Raw genomic sequence first — 21747 nt, 5'->3', positions numbered from 1 at the left:
AAAATATTTATATTAAAAATCGCTAGGAATCAACGTTTTTAGTAACGTGATTTCTAACGGTTTTTAAGTCTTGAGACTTTTTTCCTAGCCTCTTTTTTTAGTGGAGAAGAAAATTACATTATTTTTTAGCGAAAGCAGAATCCTGAGTCTAAAATGCTTAAAATTATTATAGCCATAGGCTATACGCTTAATTACTTTAATGTGATTATTGACGCCTTCAATAGGACCATTGGTAAGTCTAGGTGAAATAAAACTATTTTCTATTTCTGACTTATGTTTCTTGATAGTTTTAAAAGCTTGTCTCATTTCGGGTGGAAGATTCCAAGAAGATGTATCAGTTAATAAATTTAGTAATTGACGACTATTTTTGCGGTACATTTGTAGAAGTAACTGATAATATTCATAGGCTGTCTTCAATTCAGAAGACATAACAAATAAACGATCTAAAACTTCAGAATCGCTTAATTCAGCGTATTTTAAAATTTATCCTTGGATAATATCTATGATAATCAACATCATCTTGATTTTTTAGAAATAGTTTCCCAAAACGTTTCAAAGCTCGATACTCATGGGTTCCCGCTCCATATTCTTTCATAACCCTAATTCTAATTTTATTCATAGCTGTATATGCCTGTGTAACCACATGAAATTTATCTGCAATAATAAATACATTAGGAAATAGCTCCTTAATCAAACTGCGGTAAGGTGCATATAAGTCAACAGTTATAGACATTACTGATAATCTAGCTTTGTAACTATATTGAATAAAATAATTCCTAAGGAATTTATTATTTCTTTCTGGAATTATATCTATAATCCGATGATTGACTGCATTGATTAAACACATACTCATCATACCACTAGATGAAAATCTCTTACCAGATTTGAAGTCATCTAAGGATAAGTGACTAGGAAGCCAGTTACGATTGACTTTAAAATTATTTTCTACACTCTCTAAGGATCTAATAATTGTGTTTGAAGATGTAAAAGAGTCCGCAGAAATTTCACACATAGGCTTGGATAGACTTAAATCACGTACAAGTTTGGCTTTAACAGCATTGGAAAAATGATCATGATAGTTAGTATCTTTAAATTTAGCTGTCGCAGTTTTCTTGCATTCAGGACACAGATACTTCTGTTTTCTTATAGAAAGCACAAGCTTTTTACCAGCAGAAGAAAGGTGAACATTATTAACTACTTTAGTGCCGTTATGTAACATCAATACCTTACAATTAAGGCAATACATAGGATAAGACAAATATATATGACAAAGCAAAGCCTTACTATTTTTAATAATTTTTTCTTCAATATACGAAGTATATTGATATTTAGGGTCAATAGTTAAATTAGAGTCTGTAATTCCAAGTAAAAGTTTGATATTATTATCCATTAGAGATGGTGTCCTTTCTTTAATTAGATTGGCGTGTGGGCCATCTCTTTTATTTGGCCGCAAAAATGAAGAAAATAAAAGAAGGATCGTAATATAAAAAAATTTACATTATTAGTCCTAAATATTATACAACCTTATTTAGTATTGTAATTTAATTGAATAATAGAAATATATAACTATAGCGCTAAATGTATAAATAATTACTGATGTAGTAAAATGAAGTCAGGTTGGTGTAATGAAATATAAATATTAGTACACAAGAATTACAAGAACATTGGAATAATCAGATTAGATTTATCAGAAAATCGGTTAAAGAATTTGATTTAGGTGATGAGATGGAAGCATGAAGAATTGCAACGAGTCTTCAAATACTGTTTCATGATATAAATTATCGAAATTATTGTTCAAGCTATTAGAGTTATTGCAAATAAATTTCTAATCTCTCTAGAGCTTTTCAAATAAGGTTTAAAGAGCAGACGTAAACAAAAATAAGAAATTTGAAATGAGAATAGTTGACGATGCAGGAAAAAATATAAGCAGTTATAAATAGAGATAAATTATTTTTTATAAACTATTAAATATAGTAGGCGAAGATTATTTCGAAAAAAGAACTTTATATATTAATGAGGATAAAAGTGGAGTGAAAGTTGAATATATTTGGGGTTATTTTTTATTTAGGTATTACATATAACATGAGGGGTATAAAAAGTATGAAAATGAGATTCTTACAAATATGATATAAGTTTTTATTTAATATTGTAATTTGAGATAATCTTAATATATAATACTTAATAAGGAATAAATTAGAGTTTTTTCAATCAGTTGAATGTAAAGATTAACTTTATTTCTAACTTTCTTATGAAAATTTAGTATTTGGGTAACCATTACTAAAAAGTAGACTTAATAAATTTGTTTAAAAATCGACAACAATTGTCGATTTTTTGTTTGCCTTTAATGAATTTAAAGGTGTAGTTTGGTATAATATATGTGTTTTTTATATTATTTAATTATCAGAAAAGGATTATTAATATGAATTTTGAGAAAATAGTAGATCTACATTGCCATATCTTGCCAGGTATTGATGATGGATCTCCAGACTTAGAACATTCATTACAACTAGCCCAAGAAGCAGTTGCTGATGGAGTTACACATATTTTAGCTACTCCACATCATCTTGATCGTAACTATACTAATCACGCACGAGATGTTATTAGAGTTGCTGATGAATTTCAAGCTGAGTTGGACAAGCGAGAAATTAAATTGACTGTTTTTCCGAGTCAAGAGGTACATATTAACGGAGAACTTCTGGATAAATACGATGATTTACTAGGAATAGATGAGGATAAACGGTATATGTTATTAGAGTTTCCACATGATGGGGTTCCTAGATATGCAGAGAATATGATTTTTAATCTAAAGAAAAAGGGAACAATTCCAGTTATTGTACATCCAGAACGTAATCATGAAATCCAGAATAATTTAAACATGTTATACGACTTTATTAAAGCAGGGGCTTTAGCACAGGTTACAGCTACAAGTTATGTTGGTGGCTTTGGTTCACATGTGGCTGAAATATCACATACATTGGTTGAACATAATTTAGTTCAAATTGTTGCGTCGGATGCACATACTTTAAAGGGACGTAAGTTTGTATTAAGTGAAGCTTTAAATCAGATTGCTAAAGATTTTGGTGAACAAAAAGCAATACAATTTGAAAAAAATGCTGAAAATCTCATCAATGGGGAGTATGTCGTAGCTAGAGACTATACACCAATTCAGAAAAAGAAGAAATTCTGGTTCTTTTAACGGAAAGTGGGAGTAGGAAATGAATAATGAAGAAGAAAAGTTAAATAGAAATCACAGTCATCATAAGCATCATCACCATCGCTCATTTTGGCAAAGACATAAAATTTGGAAATGGATTTTAATTGTTATTGGGTTATTTATAGTTGCTGATGTTGCATTGTTTGGTAAGATGTATTTTGATGCTAAAAAGTCAGCTAATAGTACATATAAGCAAGTTAAGACAAATAAATTACGTAACACACCAGATTTAAATAATGGGAAACCATTTACAGTTCTTATCTTAGGAACTGATACTGGGGAATACGGGCGTACATATCGTGGACGTTCAGATACTATGATGTTGGCAGCAGTTAGTCCTAAAGAAAAGAAGACTACTTTGGTAAGTATTCCACGTGATACTAAGGTAGCAATTCCAGGGTACGGATATAATAATAAAATTAATGCTGCTTATTCATATGAAGGCACAAAGGGTGCAGTTAACATCGTTCAAAGTTATTTAGATGTTCCTGTGGATTACTATGTTGAAATGAATATGAAAGGTCTTGAAGAACTTTCTGCAGCTGTAGGTCCAGTTAAAGTTGAGAATGACTTAGAATTTACTAACTTAAATAAGACCTTTAAAAAGGGAACTGTAACTATTGATAAAGACAACATTTTAGCATATACACGTATGCGTTATGAAGATCCACGTGGCGATTATGGTCGTCAGCTACGTCAACGTATGGTTCTAGAAGCTTTAGTAAAGAAAATTGCTACAATTGGAAGTGTTACTAAGTATCAATCAATCTTAAATGCGATTTCTAGCAATATGAAGACTAACTTAACATTCGATGATATGAAAGCAATTGCAACTAAATACAGCTCTGCTTCTGATATTGAACAGGTTCAGTTGCAAGGGGAAAGTCAAATGATTGATGGAGTATCCTATGAAGTTGTACCGCAAAGTAATTTAGATAAAGTAACTAGTCAATTAAAAAAAGCTTTGAATGAATAATGTTAACTTTTTGTTAAACTTTTGTCGAAATTCAATGATATAATTTTTGGAGTTAATAAAAAATGAGGAGAATGCGTTAATGGAAAAAATTGGAGGAACGGTTAGCATGAAAAAACTGGATAGAGAAAATATTAATAAAAGATACATCTATCATTTTTTCAAACGAGCATTTGATTTTCTTGCTAGCTTAGTAGGATTAATTATACTATCACCGCTGTTTTTATACATAGCATTTAAGATTCATAATGAAGATAAGGGGCCAGTATTCTATACTCAAACTAGAGTGGGAAAAGACGGTAAAGAATTTGAAATGTATAAATTTCGTTCAATGATTGTGGATGCTGATAAAAAGTTAGCTGAATTAAAGGCTCAAAATGAAGTAGAGGGGCCAATGTTTAAGATGAAAGAAGACCCTCGTATTACTAAAATTGGTAAATTTATTCGTAAGCATAGTTTTGATGAGCTACCACAACTTTTGAATGTACTCAAAGGTGATATGAGTTTAGTGGGACCTCGTCCACCTTTGCCAAGTGAAGTTGCCCAGTACACAACTTATGATAAACAAAGACTACTAGTCGTTCCTGGCTGTACAGGGCTTTGGCAAGCAACGGTTAGAAGCAGTGTAGGGTTTTCAGAAATGGTTAAGTTAGATTTAGAATATATTCAAAAGAGTGGATTTTTCTATGATTTATATTTAATCTTTTTAACAGTTAAGATTGTGCTATTCTCTAATGATGCGTATTAGACATAATGATCTGAATGTAAATAAAATAGCTCAGTGAAGAGTACCCCATTATATAGATAAGGGTATTTACATAAAATTTATAAAAAGCGTATAATATTACTATATGTGAATAACTAATAAAGGTAGGTAGTTACCATGAAAGGAATAATTTTAGCCGGTGGTAGTGGCACGCGTCTTTATCCTATAACTAAAGGGATTTCTAAACAATTAATCCCAGTGTATGATAAGCCAATGATTTATTATCCATTATCAACTTTGATGTTAGCAGGTATAAAAGATATTTTAATTATCTCTACTCCAGAATACACTCCACTATTTAAACAATTATTGGGGGATGGATCTGAATGGGGGATCTCACTTACATATAAGGTTCAAGAAAAACCAAATGGATTGGCAGAAGCCTTTATTTTAGGTGCTGATTTTATTGGTAATGATTCAGTTTGCTTAATTTTAGGAGACAATATTTATTACGGATCTGGGTTATCTAAGCTTGTACAAGAAGCTGCTCGAAAGACAGATGGGGCAACAGTTTTTGGGTATCATGTAAATGATCCAGAACGATTTGGTGTTGTGGATTTTGATAGTAATATGAAGGCTTTATCAATTGAAGAAAAGCCAGAAAATCCTAAGAGTAATTACGCAGTTACTGGTTTATACTTCTATGACAATACAGTTGTAGAAAAAGCTAAGAATTTGAAGCCTTCTGATCGTGGTGAATTAGAAATTACAGATATTAATAAATTATATCTAGATGAAGGTAAACTAGATGTTAAGTTAATGGGACGTGGATATGCTTGGCTAGATACAGGTACCCATGATTCCATGATGGAAGCCGCTAGTTTTATTGCTACAATTCAAAAACGTCAAAATTTGAAAGTAGCTTGTTTAGAAGAAATTGCTTATCGTATGGGTTACGTAAGCAAAGAAAAATTAGTTGAACTAGCACAACCAATGAAGAAAAATGATTATGGTCAATATCTATTAAGATTAGCTAAGGAGCAATAATAATGGGAAAATTAATTGTAAAAGAAACAAAATTACAAGATGTTAAACTAATTACACCAGCTGTATTTGGAGATAACCGTGGTTTCTTCACAGAAAGTTATTCAGATCGTGATTTCAAAGAAGCTGGAATTGATTTTGATTTTATTCAAGACAACCACTCTCTTTCTACTCAAGCAGGTGTTTTACGTGGTTTGCATTTCCAACGTGGTAAAGCTGCACAAACAAAGTTGATTCGAGTAGCAACTGGGGCAGTTTTAGATGTAATCGTTGATTTACGTAAGGGATCTCCTACATATAAGCAATGGGAAGGATATATTTTATCTGAAAGTAATCATCGTCAATTGTTAGTACCTAAGGGTTATGCCCATGGATTTGTTACTTTGACAGATAACGTTAACTTCCTTTACAAATGTGATAATTACTATGATGCAGAAGCTGATGGTGGTATTTCCTTCAAGACTCCTGAACTTAATATTGATTGGCCAATCGACTTAGATAAGGCCATTACATCTGAAAAAGATGCTAACCAACCTACTTTAACAGAATTTGAAAAAGACAATCCATTTGTCTATGGCGAAATTTAGGAGGTATCTTGATGTTTAATAATATTATTGTAACTGGTGGAGCTGGTTTCATCGGTTCAAATTTTGTACATTATGTAGTAAATAATCATCCTGAAGTTCATGTGACAGTATTGGATAAACTAACATATGCTGGAAATAAAGAAAATCTTGCTGGCTTGCCAGAAGATCGTGTAGAGTTAATTGTCGGAGATATTTGTGATAAGGAATTAGTAGATAAGTTAGTTCAAAATGCTGATGCTGTGGTACATTATGCTGCTGAAAGTCATAATGATAACTCACTTAGAAATCCTGATCCTTTTATCCAAACTAATATTGTTGGGACATCAGTTCTAATTGAAGCATGTACTAAGTATGATGTACGTTTCCATCATGTTTCTACTGATGAAGTTTATGGCGATTTGCCATTGCGTGAAGATTTACCAGGACATGGTGAAGGTCCAGGAGAAAAATTCACACCTGAATCTCCATATAAGCCAAGTAGTCCTTACTCATCTTCAAAAGCAAGTTCAGACTTATTAGTTAGAGCATGGGTACGTTCATTTGGATTAAAAGCAACTATTTCCAATTGTTCAAACAACTACGGCCCTTACCAACATATCGAAAAATTTATTCCACGTCAGATAACAAATATTTTAAGTGGCATTCGTCCAAAATTATACGGAACAGGTAAGAATGTACGTGACTGGATTCATACTAACGATCATTCAAGTGCAGTTTGGAAAATCTTGAATGAAGGTAAAATTGGTGAAACATACTTAATCGGTGCTGATGGTGAAAAGAACAACAAAGAAGTTCTAGAATTAATCTTGAAATTAATGGGACAACCAGCAGACGCTTACGATCAAGTTAAAGATCGTCCAGGACATGATTTGCGCTATGCTATTGATGCAAGTAAATTACGTAATGAATTAGGTTGGGAACCTCAATACACTAATTTTGAAGAAGGCCTAAAGGCAACAATTGATTGGTACACTAATCATCGTGAATGGTGGCAAGATCAAAAGGATGCAGTTGAAGCTAAGTACGCTAAAAATGGGCAATAAAAATTTCCCCAGGTTTTCCTGGGGTTTTGTTTTATCATTGGAAGGAAGATATTAAATGAAAGTTTTAATTACTGGTGCAAATGGACAACTAGGTCAAGAAATGCAACATCTGTTAGATGAACGTGGGCAAGAATATCTAGCAGAAGATTCACAAGGATTAGATATAACAGATAAGGAAGCAGTAGATGCTTACTTTGAAAAGAATAAACCCGAAGTAGTTTATCATTGTGCAGCTTATACGGCAGTGGATAAGGCTGAAGGAGAAGGGAAAGAACTTAACTGGAAAGTTAATGTTGATGGAACAGAAAATATTGCCAAGGCATGTCAAAAAGTTGGGGCAACATTGCTTTATGTAAGTACTGATTATGTTTTTGATGGTAATCGTACAAGTGGTGAATATTTACCAGATGATCCTAAAGGTCCACGCAATGAATATGGTAAAGCAAAACTTGCTGGCGAAGAAGCAGTACAAAAATATTGCGATAAGTACTACATAATTAGAACTGCTTGGGTATATGGACAATGGGGACATAATTTCGTATATACTATGTTAAATCTAGCAAAGAATCATGATAAATTGACAGTTGTTGATGACCAAGTAGGACGCCCTACATGGACTAGAACATTAGCAGAATTCTTGACATATTTAGTAGATAATAAGGTTGAATATGGTGTATATCATTGCTGTAATGATGGTCAATGCTCATGGTATGAATTTGCTAAAGAGATATTGAAAGATACAGATGTTGATGTTCAACCTGTAACTTCAGATCAATATCCAACAGCTGCATTTAGACCACATTATAGTGTAATGAAGTTAGCTAAGGAAACAGGTTTTGTATTTCCAGATTGGAGAAAATCTTTGGATGAATTTATGGAAGAAATATAAGTAAAAATATTTTGAATACTAATAATGTGCAACATAGCTACATATTCAAGTGTTAATTAGGATACTTTATTTATAAAGTTCTACTAGTAGGTATTGTAAAAATTTATATAAAATAGTAAATTATAGAAATATAATATTACTTAATGAAGTTAGGGAATTTAAAGAAATGGGGAACCATGATGAAATTAATAATGGAAAATATTGGTAAAGTTAGTCATGCAAGTATAGATATAAATGGTATCACTGTAGTAGCTGGTGAAAATAATTTGGGAAAGAGTACAATCAGTAAGGCTTTATATTCAGTAGTAGATGGTTTAAGTAATTACGAAGATGAAATTATAGCTCAAAGATTACAATTAGTTTTTCAAAAAATAAAAGAATCGATGAGAGAAATAAGAATAAGAAGATATTCTTTGTTTGAGTGTATAGATGCTATTGAGTTTAAAATAGGTGAAGAATTAAAAATAAATACAAATCCTAGAGGTCGTAGAATCGGAAAAAATAGAGAGCTAGTAACAGTGCAAGATATGAGTGAAGTAGTCAAAAAATTTGAGGAAGGTGGTGAATTAGATGAAGATGATATAGAATTAATTTTTGAAAAAATATTAAATTTGTTAGATGAATCAAGGAAAATATATATATCAGATGATGAAATTTCATTTGAAAATATTGATATTCCTGAACTGCTGGATAATGTTAATGAAATAATGTCAGCACCAAAAAATAAGATACTAATGCGACTATTAAGCAATCATTTTAATAAAGAGTTTCAAAATCAAGTAAATAATATCTATGACAAAAATCTAAAAGCAAAAGTAGGCTTAATAGTAAAAGATAAGAGCGTAAATATAGATATTACTGAAAATAAAGTTACAAAAATCAGTGATAATCCGGAAAATTTATGGGTTAATGTGGAATATATTGATAATCCCTTTATACTAGACGATATACCAAGTAGGATGATTGAGAGAAATAGATATTCATTATACCATGGAACAAAGTTAATTTATGATTTACAAAAAGGTATTAGTGATAATGCGATTGAAGGTTATATATTAGACGAAAAATTTCAAGAAATTGAAGATGAGTTATTAAAAATCGTAAAGGGAAATTTGAAATCAGCTGATATGCATGTAGGATTATCTGAAAATGATAGTGACCAGATTATTGATATAAAAAATGTATCGGCTGGTTTAAAAATATTCATTATTATAAAAACTTTATTTGAAAATAAGTCCCTGGAAGAAAATGGAATTTTAATATTGGATGAACCAGAGATACATTTGCATCCGGATTGGCAGGTGAAATTGGCTAAAATTATAGTTCTTATTCAAAAAATTTTTAAAATGCATATCTTATTAAATACTCATAGTCCGTATTTTATTAATGCAATAGAAGTGTATTCTGATTTGTACAATATAGAGAATAATTTTTATCTAGCTGAACAAACTGATAAGGGAACAATGTTTGTTAATGTAAATAAAAATGTAGATAAAATTTATAAAAAAATGTTAAAACCATTTCAAGATTTGGAGAACATAGATGAGCGAGAAAGATAAAGAACTGTGGCAAAAAATTGAAAAAAAAGCATGTAGGTCCTTGAAGAAGTCATCGGAAGATGAAACCAATAAAACAAAAATGACTAAAAATAAGAGTAAAGTTATAGATTTTGATAGAGTCAAAGACTGTTATATGATTAATATTAAAAAAAATTTTAAAATAGATAATGATCCTAGATCTATAGATGCAATTTTTGACACAAAAGATGGTAGAATGGTATTTGTAGAATTTAAGAATGGGAAATTGAGCCCTAAAAATGTATTAGAAAAATTATATGACAGTGTGTTGATAAATAATGATTTGCTTGGAATAAGCATAGGCAAATTAAGGAAAGACGGTATCTTTATTCTTGTGTATAATCCAGGAAGTGCTGAAGAATTACAAAATATGGTTGCAAGTAATGCTAATGAATCAATCAAGAGAATGAAAATTGGTAGATTTGAAGGCTATATTTTTAAGAAAGTTTATTCATTTACTAAAGATCAATTCGAAGACTGGATAGAAGAAAATGGGGTATATTTTCCAAATCTATATAAGAGTAATTTCAGCAAATAATATGAAATTAAAATAAATTATTATACACTATTTTGAAATATATAAGCTAGAAAAAGTTTTAAAATTCAAAAATCGTCAAAGATTACGTTATTTAAACGTTAAACTTTGACGATTTTTTGGTTAAAGTAATGCAGGGGTTAATTTACCAAATTTAATGGGAATTAGCAAAGTCATAAGCATAATCAAAAATTTCAGGAATACCAGTAAACTCCTTAGTATTTTTGGCAACTAGAGTAGTTGCTTCATTTAAAATTGGTAGGAAGTAAGGTAAAGAATTTTCGTTAATGTAACTTCTTATATCATCTTCACTAATAGTTGATGAAAACATGATCTGTGATCGAGTAGATAAGCTGAATACAATTTTTAAACCATTCTTTAGTGTATAAGAAGATTCTAGTGAAGTAATTAGCATATAATCTTGGTTGTGAATCCGATCTAATGTATATTTAAGAGTATATTGAGTTTCATTTTTTGATAAGTCCAACTTAGTAATTTTATTTAAAGATAATAGAGATAGTCGTTCTGGATTAGCAATAAATAAGAAATCAACGATATTATCAATAAGTTTTAATTGGAATCTTTTTATATCATTTGCATTTGTCATTGAAATTTTACTCCTTTAGAAAAAATATCTTTAATCATTATAGCATTGCTCTTTCATTTTATGACAACAATGTAACACTAATTTAAAAATATACTACAGTTTACGTGTTTTGTTGTGATAATTAATATCATTAAGTATAATAAAATAGAATTCCTGTAAAATTTAGGGAATTTTCTACATAAGTTCAGAATTTAGATAAGATATTAAATAGTTCAGATAAGAAAAGGGAGGACGTTTTTTCTTGAAGAATTACGAAACAAAAAAACGTTATAAAATGTATAAATCAGGTAAAAATTGGATTGTTGCACCTTTAGTATTCTTAGGACTTGCTGTGGGTGTAAATATTAATAATGCTAATGTATCAGCTGATACAACTGCTCAAAGTCAAACTACTGATAGTAATCAGGCAAACACGAATCAACAAGAAGTAGTGTTAAGTTCAGAAAATAATAAAGTAGAAGCTAATAGCACAACACAAGTTACAAGTGAAAATGTAGCTAATAATCAAAATAGTGTATCTCAAAATCAAGTAAATAACTCAGAACAAATCACAGAAAAAGTAAGTCAAACAAGTCAAAGTAATACACAAAATTTGACTGTACAAGATCAAAGCAACAAATCTACAAATGAAAGTACAACATTTTCTAATAGCACTAATAATCAAAATACAGCTAGCCAACAAGTAAGTGATGTTAATAATTCATCTACTAATGAATTGGTAGTTACTAATGCTAAATACAGTACAAGTGTGAAGAGCTATAGCTATGCTGCAGTGAAGACTCAAGTAACTAATCAGGTGAAAAATGGTTGGCAACAAGAAAATGGTAATTGGTATTACTTTAATAATGGACAACAACAAAAAGGCTGGCTCCAAGGTGGTGAAGATTGGTATTACTTCAATAATAATGGTGTGATGCAAACTAGCTGGCTCCAAGGTGGCAACGATTGGTATTATTTCAGTCCAACAAGTGGACACATGCAAAAGGGTTGGCTCCAAGGTGGTAACGATTGGTATTATTTCAATCCAACAAGTGGTCGTATGCAAAAGAGTTGGTTACAAGGTGGTAACGACTGGTACTACTTCAATCCGACAAGTGGACACATGCAAAAAGGCTGGTTACAAGGAGGAAAAGATTGGTACTACTTCAGCCCAACAAGTGGACACATGCAAAAAGGCTGGTTACAAGGAGGAAAAGATTGGTACTACTTCAGCCCAACAAGTGGACACATGCAAAAAGGCTGGCTGCAAGGAGGAAAAGATTGGTACTACTTCAGTCCAACAAGTGGACACATGCAGACAGGTACTATCAATGTAGATGGTAAAAAATACTCTTTTAGAAACGATGGTAGAATGATAAAAGATACTTGGGGTTGGCCATTTCCATCAGTAGGTGAAGGATACTTCTCTGGAGCTCAATTATTTGGAGTAAATCCAGGTGGTGAATTTAGAATGAATGGTTTCCATGATGGATTAGATTTCGGTTCAGTTGATCATCCAGGTTCAGCTGTTCATGCAGTACATAGTGGTGTGGTTACACAAATTGGATATATCGCAGGATTAGAAAATTACGTGGTAGTTCGTTCTGATGAATATACTTTTGTTTACCAAGAAGCTTTCAGTAATAAGGGAAATATTTCTGTAAAAGTGGGACAACAAATTAGTACAGGAGATGTTATTGGTTATCGTGATACTTCTCACTTACATTTAGGAATAACAAGAGAAACAAACGTCATGAAAGCAATAGCAAATTCCTTTAATAATAACGGTACATGGCTAGACCCAAGAGCCTTAATTAAAAATGGTATTGCTAATCAATAATTTAAATTAGAGGGGAGTATGTGGTATATGGGACTTATCAACAATAAGTTGGCTTTATTAATGGGAACAACCGTAGCAATTACAAGTACGATATTAACAAATACTAAAGTCAAAGCGGATACTGATGCTAACTCTAGTTTAAAAGAAGTTACTGTGCAAAATAATGATCAAAGTACAAATAGTATTAATGCACAAGAAGTAACTTTACAAAACCAAAGTACAAAAAATGAAGATAGCAGTGTGGATACAAAAGGAGTTGTATCAAAGGCCGAAACTAATAACATTCAAAGTAGCACTAGTGAAACTAATATAACCAGTACTACTGCACAAAATAGTGTGGAAAGCAGCAACACTAATAGCTATGTGAATATTAGCAAGACACAGCAAGTATCAGATGCAAGTAGACAAAATGTTAATGCATCTACGCAAGCTTTGAGTGTGAGCAGGAGAATGAAGGCCAGTGTAAAACTTGTAAGTCAAAGTTATAAAACTGGCTGGGTTAATACCAATAATAATTGGAGCTATTATCAACAAGGAAAAAAAGTAACAGGTTGGCTCCAAGGTGGCAATGATTGGTATTATTTTGATCAAAATGGGAAAATGGCAACTAGTTGGTTGCAAGGTGGCAATGACTGGTACTACTTCAATCCAACAAGTGGTCGTATGCAAAAGAATTGGCTTCGAGGTGGCAATGATTGGTATTACTTCAATCCAGTAAGTGGTCATATGCAGACAAAATGGTTTAAAAATAATAATAAGTGGTATTATCTTAATCCAACAAGTGGTCGTATGCAAAAAGGCTGGTTACAAGGTGGCGACGATTGGTATTATTTTGATAGAGCTAGTGGTGATATGAAAACTAGCTGGTTGCAAGGTGGTAACGATTGGTACTACTTCAATCCAACAAGTGGTCGTATGCAAAAGAATTGGTTGCAAGGTGGCAACGATTGGTATTACTTTAATTCAACAAGTGGTCGTATGCAAAAAGGCTGGCTAGATGAAAAAGGTGATTGGTACTATTTCAAAAATAATGGAATGATGGCAACTGGATATTATAATGGATACCTATTTTCAAATTCTGGAAAATGGATTAGTAACTTTACTTTAACAGGTTTAGGAGCAAAGAACTTTATAAGCCAAATTGGTGAAGTTGCTAAGATAGTTGCAGACGAATATGGTATATATGCTTCTATGATGATTGCACAAGCTGGATTAGAAAGTGGCTGGGGAAGTAGTCTATTATCTCAGCAAGCACACAATCTCTTTGGTGTAAAGTGGAGTGGTAAGGGTAACTATGTTACAATGCCTACTTTAGAATATTATGGAGGAGCTTACCATACAGTGAATGCACCATTTGCAGCTTATAATACTTACTATGAAAGTTTAGTTGGATATGCTACAATGATAAAGACTAGGTTCCCTAAATCTACTAAGAGTTATTCTCCAACTTATCAAGATGCTGCTCGCAATTTAAGGAATGGTATATATGGGACATATGCAACTGATCCCGAATATGCTTCAAAATTAGTATCCGTAATTAATACTTATGGATTATACAAATATGATATTTAGGTAGGTTAGAGATATTTTCTCTGACCTATTTTATTGGAGTAAATAATTAGATGAGGTAATGCAATGCAAGCAATTTTAATATTAGCGCATAAAAATATACAACAGGTAGTAGAGCTAAGTAGAAAACTTAATTCGAATTTCAATGTATATATACATTTCGATAAAAAAATGTCTCTAGATAACGATTACCTTAAAGTTTTGGAGAATGAGAATATAAGATGTATTTCTCAAGAAGATGTTAAATGGGGAAGTTGGAGTATCGTAAGAGCAACAATCGCTTTGATGAAATTAGCTTTAAATGATAAAGATAATCAGTATTTTCACCTAATATCAGGTCAAGATTGGCCTATCATTAATCCACAAGGAATATATGATTTTTTTGAAGGTAAAAATAGTATATACATGGAACGATATTTGGCAGATGGAATAAGAAAATCACATGAAGAAATAATAAATTGGCAAAAATACTACTATTACTATGATGTAATCAATAGAAGAAAATTGTATGGAAAAATCCTCCATAGATTGACAATGAAGTTACAAAGTTTATTAAAGATTGATAAATTTAAAAAATTAAAAATTGATTTAGATATATATGCAGGTTCTCAGTGGGGGAGTCTTCCAAGAGATGCGGTTGAATTTGTATTGGATTATTTAGATTCTCATGAAAATGTACATAAAATGTTTGAGACTGGATTTTGTAGTGATGAATTTTGGCTGCCAACAATTTTGATGAATTCTTCTAAATTTAAAGATAGATATGAGAATTATAATTATCATTTTATAAAGTGGACTAAGCAACATGGAAGTTATCCAGCTATTTTAGATGAAAATAACTTCATAGAATTACGACAAAGTAATGCTTTTTTTGCAAGAAAGTTTGATGCCGATATATCTAGAAAATTAATTGAAAAATTGGAGTCAGAGTAAGCTTATGAGATTAAACTTTATGTGCCATTATTTAAGTGGTAATGGTGGAGTAGAAACTGTATTAACTGATGTATTAAATTACCTTTCAAAAGATAATGATGTAACTTTAACATTAACAAATGAACCTGAGAATGAAAATTGGTTAAGTAGTTTAAGTAGCAAAATTATAATTAAAAAACCAATGTTTGAAAATAAAGTTGGTAAGGTAGCATTTTTTAGTAGAGAATTTATTAGTTCATCTCAGGATGAAATAATGATAATTTTAGGTGCTAATTTAATTAAATTAGGATATAAAATTAGAAAGATTTTCAATAAGAGATATAAGATAGTATCTTGGATCCATTTTTCCTTAAATAATCAAGATATGTTTGATCCTAATAATATTAAATATGCAGATAGACACTGGGCCATAAGTACAGCTATAAAAAATGAATTAGAAGATTTGGGCATTAGTAGTGAAAAGATAGACTTGATATATAATCCTGTTAATCATCATAATACACTTATAACTAAAAATAATTCTGATACTTTAAAATTAGCATATATAGGAAGAATGCAAATTACAGGACAAAAGAATCTATCAGATTTGTTAGAAGGAATTAGGCAATATAAAGGTAAAATAAAAGTTGATTTCTTTGGAACAGGGAAAGATGATTTATTAATAAAAGAGTATATAGAAAAATATAATTTAGAAAAAAAGATTATATGGCATGGATGGGTTAAGAATCCTTGGGACAAGTTGAAAGAATTAGATGCAACTATACTAACTTCAAACTATGAAGGTTTGCCAATGGTATTTTTAGAATCAATTTCTAGAGGGATTCCAGTGATTAGTTCTAAATTCCTAGGATATACTGATATTGTAAAAGAAAATATTAATGGATATAGTTATAATGTTGGGAACATACAAGAGTTGCTAAAGTGTATGGTGAATATAAAAAATATGGACTATAATTCTAGTAAGATTCAGGAAAGTATTTTCCAATGTTATTCTGAAAATTATCTGGAAAAATTAGAACTTATTTTAAAGAAAATCTAGTAGAGGAATGGTAAGATGAAAAAGTATATAGTATCTATATATGATGACTCTGAGTATAACGCGGGACCAAAAGCGAAAAAAGATGTGGAGGATATTTTAGTAAAGGATAATTTTGAAAAGATATCCTTAAAGTTTAAATTAAACAATTCTTTGAAATCAAAAATCTTAAAAATAAAGTATAAATATATAGATATTCCATTGAGCCTATCTAAAATAGAAAAAAATAGCATAGTGTTTTTGCAGTATCCAGCATATTCCTCGTTTATTTTAAAAATAATAATAAAAAAACTAAAAGAGAAGTCGAGAAAATTATTTTACATAGTTCATGATGTGGAATCACTTAGATTATTTAGAGATAAGCCAGAGTACCACCATGAAGAACGGTCATTATTAAATATGGCTGATGGTTTAATAGTACATAATCAAGAAATGAGAAAGTGGCTAATCAAAGATGGTATCACTGTTCCAATGGTAGATATAAAAGTATTTGATTATCTTAATGATAAAATTGATAGACAAAGTACCTCTTTTGATAAATCTATTTGTTTTGCAGGAAATCTATCTAAATCTTCTTTTTTGGAAGAAGTAGAGACAAAGTATGAGTTAGATTTATATGGTATGTATCCAGCCAAAGAATATAAAAATGGAGTTAAGTATAAAGGTGCATATCCACCTAGTGAGTTAGGAAAACAATTAACTCAGAATTTTGGCTTGATATGGGATGGAGATAGCGTAGAAGAATGTAACGGAATTTATGGTGAATATATGCAGTATAATAATCCTCATAAATTTTCATTATATTTAAGTTTAGGTATACCTGTTATTATTTGGGAAAAGGCAGCATTAGCTAAGTTTGTTAAAGAAAATAATATAGGGATAACAATAGCTAATTTAAAAGATTTAGATAGGATTTTAGATAATATAACATATGAAGAATATAAGAGAATGAAAAAAAATTCTGAAGAAATAGGTAATAGTGTAAGACAAGGAAAATTTACTAAAACAGCTGTAGAAGAGCTAATTAGAAAGGTTGATAATCTTGGAGATATTACTAAATAAAAGAGATATATTTAGAGAAAAATATCTAGTGTGGGGAAATTATATTTATATACTTTCATTATGTATATATATAGCGATTAATTATATAAGAGGGATAATGTTAGCAGTAAGTGGACAAACAATTTTTCATATTACACTACTAGCTGCTACACTATGTCTAATTAAAATTTTAATTTTCAATAATTTTGATAAATATAAATATTTATTTATGATTATTTTTTTGTTATTTCTTTTTTCCCTGGGAAGACAGTCATTAGATTATGATATGTATTATTATACAATTTTTATATTTGGTGCTGAAGGAATAGAATTCAGAAAAATATTAAAGATATTTATTCTAACGGTTAGTTCAATAATGACAGTTACTATAATAGCTTCGATTCTCAATCTTATTCCAAATATTGAAGTTGGAAGATCTGCAAGTCCTGTTTTACGCTATTCACTTGGAGCACTATATCCAACTGATTTTGCAGCTAGAGTATTTTGCTTAATTTTAGCATACGTAGCTTTGAAAAAATTTATATTATCTCTTCCTGAATATATAGGAGTAATAGCAGTAATTTTTACTATTAATTTGGTAACTGATACAAGGCTAGATACTATATTGATGATTCTTATTTTAGTTTGTTGTATTTTAAAGAAATATTTGGAAAAACTAATAGCATATTTAGGATCAAAGAAAATAAATTTACTGATTTTATTATTCATTTTTATCAATATTATATTGCCGTATATCTATACTCCTAATAATGTAATTTTAAGGAAATTAGACAACTTATTATCTACAAGATTATATTTTGGAAATTTAGCATTTAAGAACTATAATGTAGATTTATTAGGTCAATACATATATCAAGTTGGTAACGGTGGAATTCATCATTCCCCAATTACAAACTATTTCTTTATTGATGTTTCATATGTAAGAATATTAATGATGCAAGGTCTCGTAGCGTTTATATATACTTTATTTTTAATTTGCAAGAATAGTAGTAATTTTATTGAAAATAAACTATATTTTTATGAGTTTATGTTGTTAATGGTTGTTTTAAGTGCAGCTATTGATCATCATTTTTGGGAAATATCATTTAACTTTACTTTGTTAGCAACATTTTCAAAGTTAACTTGTAGTGAAAGGAATTTAGATTATGAAGGAATTAACAACTCCAGAAATTAGAAAAAGATTATTAGATATCTTGGTAGTATTTAGGGAATTTTGCCAGGAAAATAATCTTAATTTTTATCTTTGTGCGGGAACTTTATTAGGAGCAGTTAGACATGGTGGTTTTATTCCATGGGATGATGATATTGATGTGGCCATGTTGAGAGACGATTATGATAAATTATTAGATATTGCTAGAGATAATCCTATTATTAAAGACAAATATAAAATTATATCTTATGAATTAGGAACTTCACATTATCCATTTTTAAAGATTTTAGATATGGAAACACAAACAATTCAAAGTTTTTCTGATGAAGGCCATAATAATTCACTTTGGATAGATATATTTCCATTTGATGATGTATCTGAAAATACTGAACTTAGAAAGAAACAATATCGAAAAGTGGGCATATTAAGAGAAATATTGATGTTAAATTTTGCTAAATTTGGCGAAGGGAAAACACTCTTTAAAAGAATTTTTAAGCCATTATTAATACCATTTGCTAAGTTAGTAGGTGTAGATAAAGCTAACAAAGAAATGATAAGATTAGCTACAGATAGTAATTGGAAGGGAAGCCCAATAGTTGGAGATGTAGTGTGGGGTGAGTACAACAAGGAAATTATAAAAAAAGATTCATTTACTAATCCAGCTAATGTTAAATTTGAGGGAGAAACTTTCCTTACTATGTCTACATGGAAAAATTATTTGACTACAACTTATGGTGACGATTATATGGAACTACCTCCTAAAAATCAGAGAGAAAATCATGAATTAAAAGTTTGGCTTAGAGATCCAATGAAAGGAGGTGAAGTAGATATATGACTGCTTCGATAGTAATGACCACGTATAATGGAGAAGAACATGTAAAAGAACAGTTACAATCTTTATTAAATCAATCTTTAAAGGCAAATGAAGTATTGATATATGACGATGGTTCTACCGATAATACAATTAATATAATAAGAGAGTTTATAGTTAGTAATGACTTATCTGATTCTTGGAAATTAATCCAAAATAAAGAAAACAAGGGTTGGAAAAGAAATTTCATGGAAGGAATCTGGAAAGCTAAAGGAGATTATATATTTCCTTGTGATCAAGACGACATCTGGTATGATGACAAGCTCGAAAAAATGATTAAAATTATGGAATCTCATCAACAAATTAATTTGTTAGTGTCAGATTTTGAGTATATGTATGGAGAACAAAAAGTAAGAAACAAACCTTTGAATGAAAAGAATTCTAAACTTGAAAAAGTTGAATTAACTAAACATTGGCTAAGAGTAGATTTTCCAGGGTGTGTCTTTTGTATCAGAAGAAATATGGCACAAAAAAGTAAAAAATATTATGATGCAGAGTATGCACATGATGATTTTTTTTGGCGAATAGGATTATTTGAACAAAGTTTATATATTTTACATGATGAATTAATAGGTCATAGAGTTTATAAAGAAAGTACTTTTTCAAAAGAAGTACTCCAATTAAAAACTAGATCTAAAAAAATAGAGTGGATTGATTTATCAATAAATTGTTGCAAATCTCTTATGAGGATGCTAAATAACGGTACTGATATTAGTAAAAAAAAGAAATTAATTGCTGATACAGAAAAATCATTAAAGCTTAGAAGAAAGTTTTATCAAACTAGAAATCCTATTTATGGAATTATATTAATTAAATATTTAGATAATTATCAATTTAAAAAGCAGTATTTAGGAGATTGGTTCTTCACTTATTTTAGATAATTACAATGTCTAGAGGGGGATTAACGTTGAAATTAGGTAAATATATATTATTTGTAGGAAGTTTAATAGTAACTTTAACAGCTATGAGTGTAAATGCTGATACTGTTAAAGATCAGAGTAATGCTATATCTGTAGAAACGACAGATAATAGTATGATTAGTAAAGATAAAATTAATAAAGAAAACGAAAATAATAGTCAAAGTAATAAAGAAAATGAAAATAATAGTCAAAGTACGTCTCAAGTAATGTCGGATTTGACGAAAAGTAGCTCAGTACAGAGTACAAATAGTAATGATTTAAATAATAATAGTAAACCAGAGATAAAAAAGATTGAAGAACCAGCTGTGTCAGAAAAGAAAACTACAGTAATTAATGAACCTAAAGCAAAAGCTGTAGAAGTAAAAAATGGATGGTATTCTGTCCAAAATGATTGGTACTATTATAAGAATAATAGTATGCAAAAGGGCTGGCTACAAGGTGGAAACGATTGGTACTATTTTGATCCTCAAAATGGACGTATGCACAAAAAGTGGCTACAAGGTGGAAACGATTGGTATTATTTGGATTCAGTAAATGGTCACATGCAAAAAGGATGGTTACAAGGTATAAATACATGGTACTATTTCAATTATTATAATGGAAAAATGTATAGTAATACATTTTTTAATGATGGAGGACAGACATATTTTGCTGCACTTTCTGGCAATGTTCATTCACCTAAATATGTTAGTCAATGGATTCCAGTAAGAGCGCCAGAAGGTTGTACAATTGCTTCGATTGCTATGTTAATGAGCATAAAGGGAGAAAGAATTACAAATATGTATGCTGCATATGCAAACTTACCACAAAGTGGAAATGTGTTTACAGGTGCAGGATTTACAACAATTATTCCAGCTTCTAACTTAGTAACATATGTTCGTCGGTATAGTAGTGATATAGTCAATATTTCCGGTAGTAGTATAAGTACGTTAGTAAATTACATTCAAAATGGACACCCTGTACTATATTATGGATGGTCAGGATATGAAAGAATTTATGGGAATAGAAACCATGCCAAGGTTATTGTTGGATATAGAAATGGTAATTTTCATGTATATGATCCTTGTTACAACCATCAATGGGATCCTGCTGGAACATCTGGAGGTGGCAAATACGATAGAGGTGCAGACAGATGGATCTCATGGGGAGATCTGGCTAGTGAATATAATGGTTCAGGTGCTGTAACAATTGTCTAGATAAATAAATAAAAAG

19 protein-coding genes and 2 pseudogenes are annotated in these 21747 nt (G+C 30.4%); 19 read left to right on the top strand and 2 right to left on the bottom strand.

Annotation, left to right across the window (positions count from 1 at the left end):
• Window positions 1–84: 84 nt before the first annotated feature.
• A pseudogene (locus PTA89_RS07860) lies at window positions 85–1390 on the bottom strand (ISL3 family transposase).
• A gap of 1029 nt (window positions 1391–2419) precedes the next feature.
• On the opposite strand from PTA89_RS07860, the gene PTA89_RS07855 reads away from it, so the two are divergent.
• The 9 genes from PTA89_RS07855 to PTA89_RS07815 all read left to right on the top strand — a co-directional run bounded on the left by PTA89_RS07855 (window position 2420) and on the right by PTA89_RS07815 (window position 10571).
• Window positions 2420–3196, top strand: coding sequence for a tyrosine-protein phosphatase (locus tag PTA89_RS07855; RefSeq protein ID WP_324177159.1), 777 nt, complete (start codon window positions 2420–2422; stop codon window positions 3194–3196).
• 19 nt (window positions 3197–3215) lie between these two features.
• Complete coding sequence (locus tag PTA89_RS07850) at window positions 3216–4190, top strand: LCP family glycopolymer transferase (protein WP_324177158.1); 975 nt, start codon at window positions 3216–3218, stop codon at window positions 4188–4190.
• Window positions 4191–4269: 79 nt separating this feature from the next.
• On the top strand, window positions 4270–4935 hold the full coding sequence (locus PTA89_RS07845; protein WP_324177157.1) for a sugar transferase: 666 nt from the start codon (window positions 4270–4272) through the stop codon (window positions 4933–4935).
• Between the two features lie 135 nt (window positions 4936–5070).
• Window positions 5071–5940, top strand: a complete 870-nt coding sequence (rfbA, locus tag PTA89_RS07840) for a glucose-1-phosphate thymidylyltransferase RfbA (RefSeq protein WP_324177156.1) — start codon at window positions 5071–5073, stop codon at window positions 5938–5940.
• A 2-nt stretch (window positions 5941–5942) separates the two neighbouring features.
• Window positions 5943–6524: a dTDP-4-dehydrorhamnose 3,5-epimerase gene (gene rfbC, locus PTA89_RS07835; protein ID WP_324177155.1), complete on the top strand. Its 582-nt coding sequence runs from the start codon at window positions 5943–5945 to the stop codon at window positions 6522–6524.
• A gap of 11 nt (window positions 6525–6535) precedes the next feature.
• The gene (gene rfbB / locus PTA89_RS07830; protein ID WP_324177154.1) at window positions 6536–7567 is read left to right on the top strand and encodes a dTDP-glucose 4,6-dehydratase; all 1032 of its coding nucleotides are present in this window, start codon (window positions 6536–6538) and stop codon (window positions 7565–7567) included.
• A 55-nt stretch (window positions 7568–7622) separates the two neighbouring features.
• A complete protein-coding gene (rfbD, locus tag PTA89_RS07825) occupies window positions 7623–8456 on the top strand; it encodes a dTDP-4-dehydrorhamnose reductase (protein ID WP_324177153.1) in 834 nt (277 codons plus the stop codon).
• A gap of 191 nt (window positions 8457–8647) precedes the next feature.
• On the top strand, window positions 8648–10015 hold the full coding sequence (locus PTA89_RS07820) for an AAA family ATPase (RefSeq protein ID WP_324177152.1): 1368 nt from the start codon (window positions 8648–8650) through the stop codon (window positions 10013–10015).
• Window positions 9999–10571 (top strand): hypothetical protein, encoded by a 573-nt coding sequence (locus PTA89_RS07815; protein ID WP_324177151.1) that lies wholly within the window; start codon window positions 9999–10001, stop codon window positions 10569–10571. The genes PTA89_RS07820 and PTA89_RS07815 overlap by 17 nt, the downstream gene beginning before the upstream one ends.
• Window positions 10572–10722: 151 nt before the next feature.
• Here PTA89_RS07815 and PTA89_RS07810 read toward each other — a convergent pair whose 3' ends face one another.
• Window positions 10723–11175 (bottom strand): hypothetical protein, encoded by a 453-nt coding sequence (locus PTA89_RS07810; protein WP_160993644.1) that lies wholly within the window; start codon window positions 11173–11175, stop codon window positions 10723–10725.
• Window positions 11176–11416: 241 nt separating this feature from the next.
• On the opposite strand from PTA89_RS07810, the pseudogene PTA89_RS10265 reads away from it, so the two are divergent.
• From PTA89_RS10265 to PTA89_RS07765, 10 genes and pseudogenes are all read left to right on the top strand, one after another.
• Window positions 11417–11539, top strand: a pseudogene (locus tag PTA89_RS10265) (KxYKxGKxW signal peptide domain-containing protein); the annotation flags it as partial.
• Between the two features lie 66 nt (window positions 11540–11605).
• Window positions 11606–12994, top strand: coding sequence for a peptidoglycan DD-metalloendopeptidase family protein (locus tag PTA89_RS07805; RefSeq protein WP_407659828.1), 1389 nt, complete (start codon window positions 11606–11608; stop codon window positions 12992–12994).
• 27 nt (window positions 12995–13021) lie between these two features.
• On the top strand, window positions 13022–14566 hold the full coding sequence (locus tag PTA89_RS07800) for a glucosaminidase domain-containing protein (RefSeq protein WP_324177149.1): 1545 nt from the start codon (window positions 13022–13024) through the stop codon (window positions 14564–14566).
• A 63-nt stretch (window positions 14567–14629) separates the two neighbouring features.
• On the top strand, window positions 14630–15496 hold the full coding sequence (locus PTA89_RS07795; protein ID WP_324177148.1) for a beta-1,6-N-acetylglucosaminyltransferase: 867 nt from the start codon (window positions 14630–14632) through the stop codon (window positions 15494–15496).
• Between the two features lie 19 nt (window positions 15497–15515).
• On the top strand, window positions 15516–16535 hold the full coding sequence (locus PTA89_RS07790) for a glycosyltransferase (protein ID WP_324177147.1): 1020 nt from the start codon (window positions 15516–15518) through the stop codon (window positions 16533–16535).
• 15 nt (window positions 16536–16550) lie between these two features.
• Entirely contained in the window at window positions 16551–17594 is a 1044-nt protein-coding gene (locus PTA89_RS07785; protein ID WP_324177146.1) for a galactofuranosyltransferase, read from the top strand.
• 97 nt (window positions 17595–17691) lie between these two features.
• Window positions 17692–18768, top strand: a complete 1077-nt coding sequence (locus PTA89_RS07780; protein WP_324177145.1) for a polymerase — start codon at window positions 17692–17694, stop codon at window positions 18766–18768.
• Window positions 18740–19579 (top strand): LicD family protein, encoded by an 840-nt coding sequence (locus PTA89_RS07775; RefSeq protein WP_081535088.1) that lies wholly within the window; start codon window positions 18740–18742, stop codon window positions 19577–19579. The genes PTA89_RS07780 and PTA89_RS07775 overlap by 29 nt, the downstream gene beginning before the upstream one ends.
• Complete coding sequence (locus PTA89_RS07770; protein ID WP_081535086.1) at window positions 19576–20496, top strand: glycosyltransferase; 921 nt, start codon at window positions 19576–19578, stop codon at window positions 20494–20496. Before PTA89_RS07775 ends, PTA89_RS07770 begins: the two co-directional genes overlap by 4 nt.
• 26 nt (window positions 20497–20522) lie before the next feature.
• On the top strand, window positions 20523–21731 hold the full coding sequence (locus PTA89_RS07765) for a C39 family peptidase (RefSeq protein WP_324177144.1): 1209 nt from the start codon (window positions 20523–20525) through the stop codon (window positions 21729–21731).
• Window positions 21732–21747: the final 16 nt, after the last annotated feature.

The organism is Ligilactobacillus salivarius (genome assembly GCF_035231985.1).
Classification (GTDB): Bacteria; Bacillota; Bacilli; order Lactobacillales; family Lactobacillaceae; genus Ligilactobacillus; species Ligilactobacillus salivarius.
The sequence above is the reverse complement of the archived record's forward strand: the minus strand, read 5'-3'. Positions and strand labels throughout refer to the sequence as shown.

Coding starts and splice junctions, on each gene's coding strand:
- PTA89_RS07845 (WP_324177157.1), top strand. CDS start 4,270: ATGGAAAAAATTGGAGGAACGGTTAGCATGAAAAAACTGGATAGAGAA.
- PTA89_RS07780 (WP_324177145.1), top strand. CDS start 17,692: ATGTTAGCAGTAAGTGGACAAACAATTTTTCATATTACACTACTAGCT.
- rfbD (WP_324177153.1), top strand. CDS start 7,623: ATGAAAGTTTTAATTACTGGTGCAAATGGACAACTAGGTCAAGAAATG.
- PTA89_RS07770 (WP_081535086.1), top strand. CDS start 19,576: ATGACTGCTTCGATAGTAATGACCACGTATAATGGAGAAGAACATGTA.
- PTA89_RS07800 (WP_324177149.1), top strand. CDS start 13,022: ATGGGACTTATCAACAATAAGTTGGCTTTATTAATGGGAACAACCGTA.
- PTA89_RS07850 (WP_324177158.1), top strand. CDS start 3,216: ATGAATAATGAAGAAGAAAAGTTAAATAGAAATCACAGTCATCATAAG.
- rfbC (WP_324177155.1), top strand. CDS start 5,943: ATGGGAAAATTAATTGTAAAAGAAACAAAATTACAAGATGTTAAACTA.
- PTA89_RS07785 (WP_324177146.1), top strand. CDS start 16,551: ATGAAAAAGTATATAGTATCTATATATGATGACTCTGAGTATAACGCG.
- rfbA (WP_324177156.1), top strand. CDS start 5,071: ATGAAAGGAATAATTTTAGCCGGTGGTAGTGGCACGCGTCTTTATCCT.
- PTA89_RS07790 (WP_324177147.1), top strand. CDS start 15,516: ATGTGCCATTATTTAAGTGGTAATGGTGGAGTAGAAACTGTATTAACT.
- PTA89_RS07810 (WP_160993644.1), bottom strand. CDS start 11,175: ATGACAAATGCAAATGATATAAAAAGATTCCAATTAAAACTTATTGAT.
- PTA89_RS07795 (WP_324177148.1), top strand. CDS start 14,630: ATGCAAGCAATTTTAATATTAGCGCATAAAAATATACAACAGGTAGTA.
- PTA89_RS07815 (WP_324177151.1), top strand. CDS start 9,999: ATGAGCGAGAAAGATAAAGAACTGTGGCAAAAAATTGAAAAAAAAGCA.
- PTA89_RS07775 (WP_081535088.1), top strand. CDS start 18,740: ATGAAGGAATTAACAACTCCAGAAATTAGAAAAAGATTATTAGATATC.
- PTA89_RS07820 (WP_324177152.1), top strand. CDS start 8,648: ATGGAAAATATTGGTAAAGTTAGTCATGCAAGTATAGATATAAATGGT.
- PTA89_RS07855 (WP_324177159.1), top strand. CDS start 2,420: ATGAATTTTGAGAAAATAGTAGATCTACATTGCCATATCTTGCCAGGT.
- rfbB (WP_324177154.1), top strand. CDS start 6,536: ATGTTTAATAATATTATTGTAACTGGTGGAGCTGGTTTCATCGGTTCA.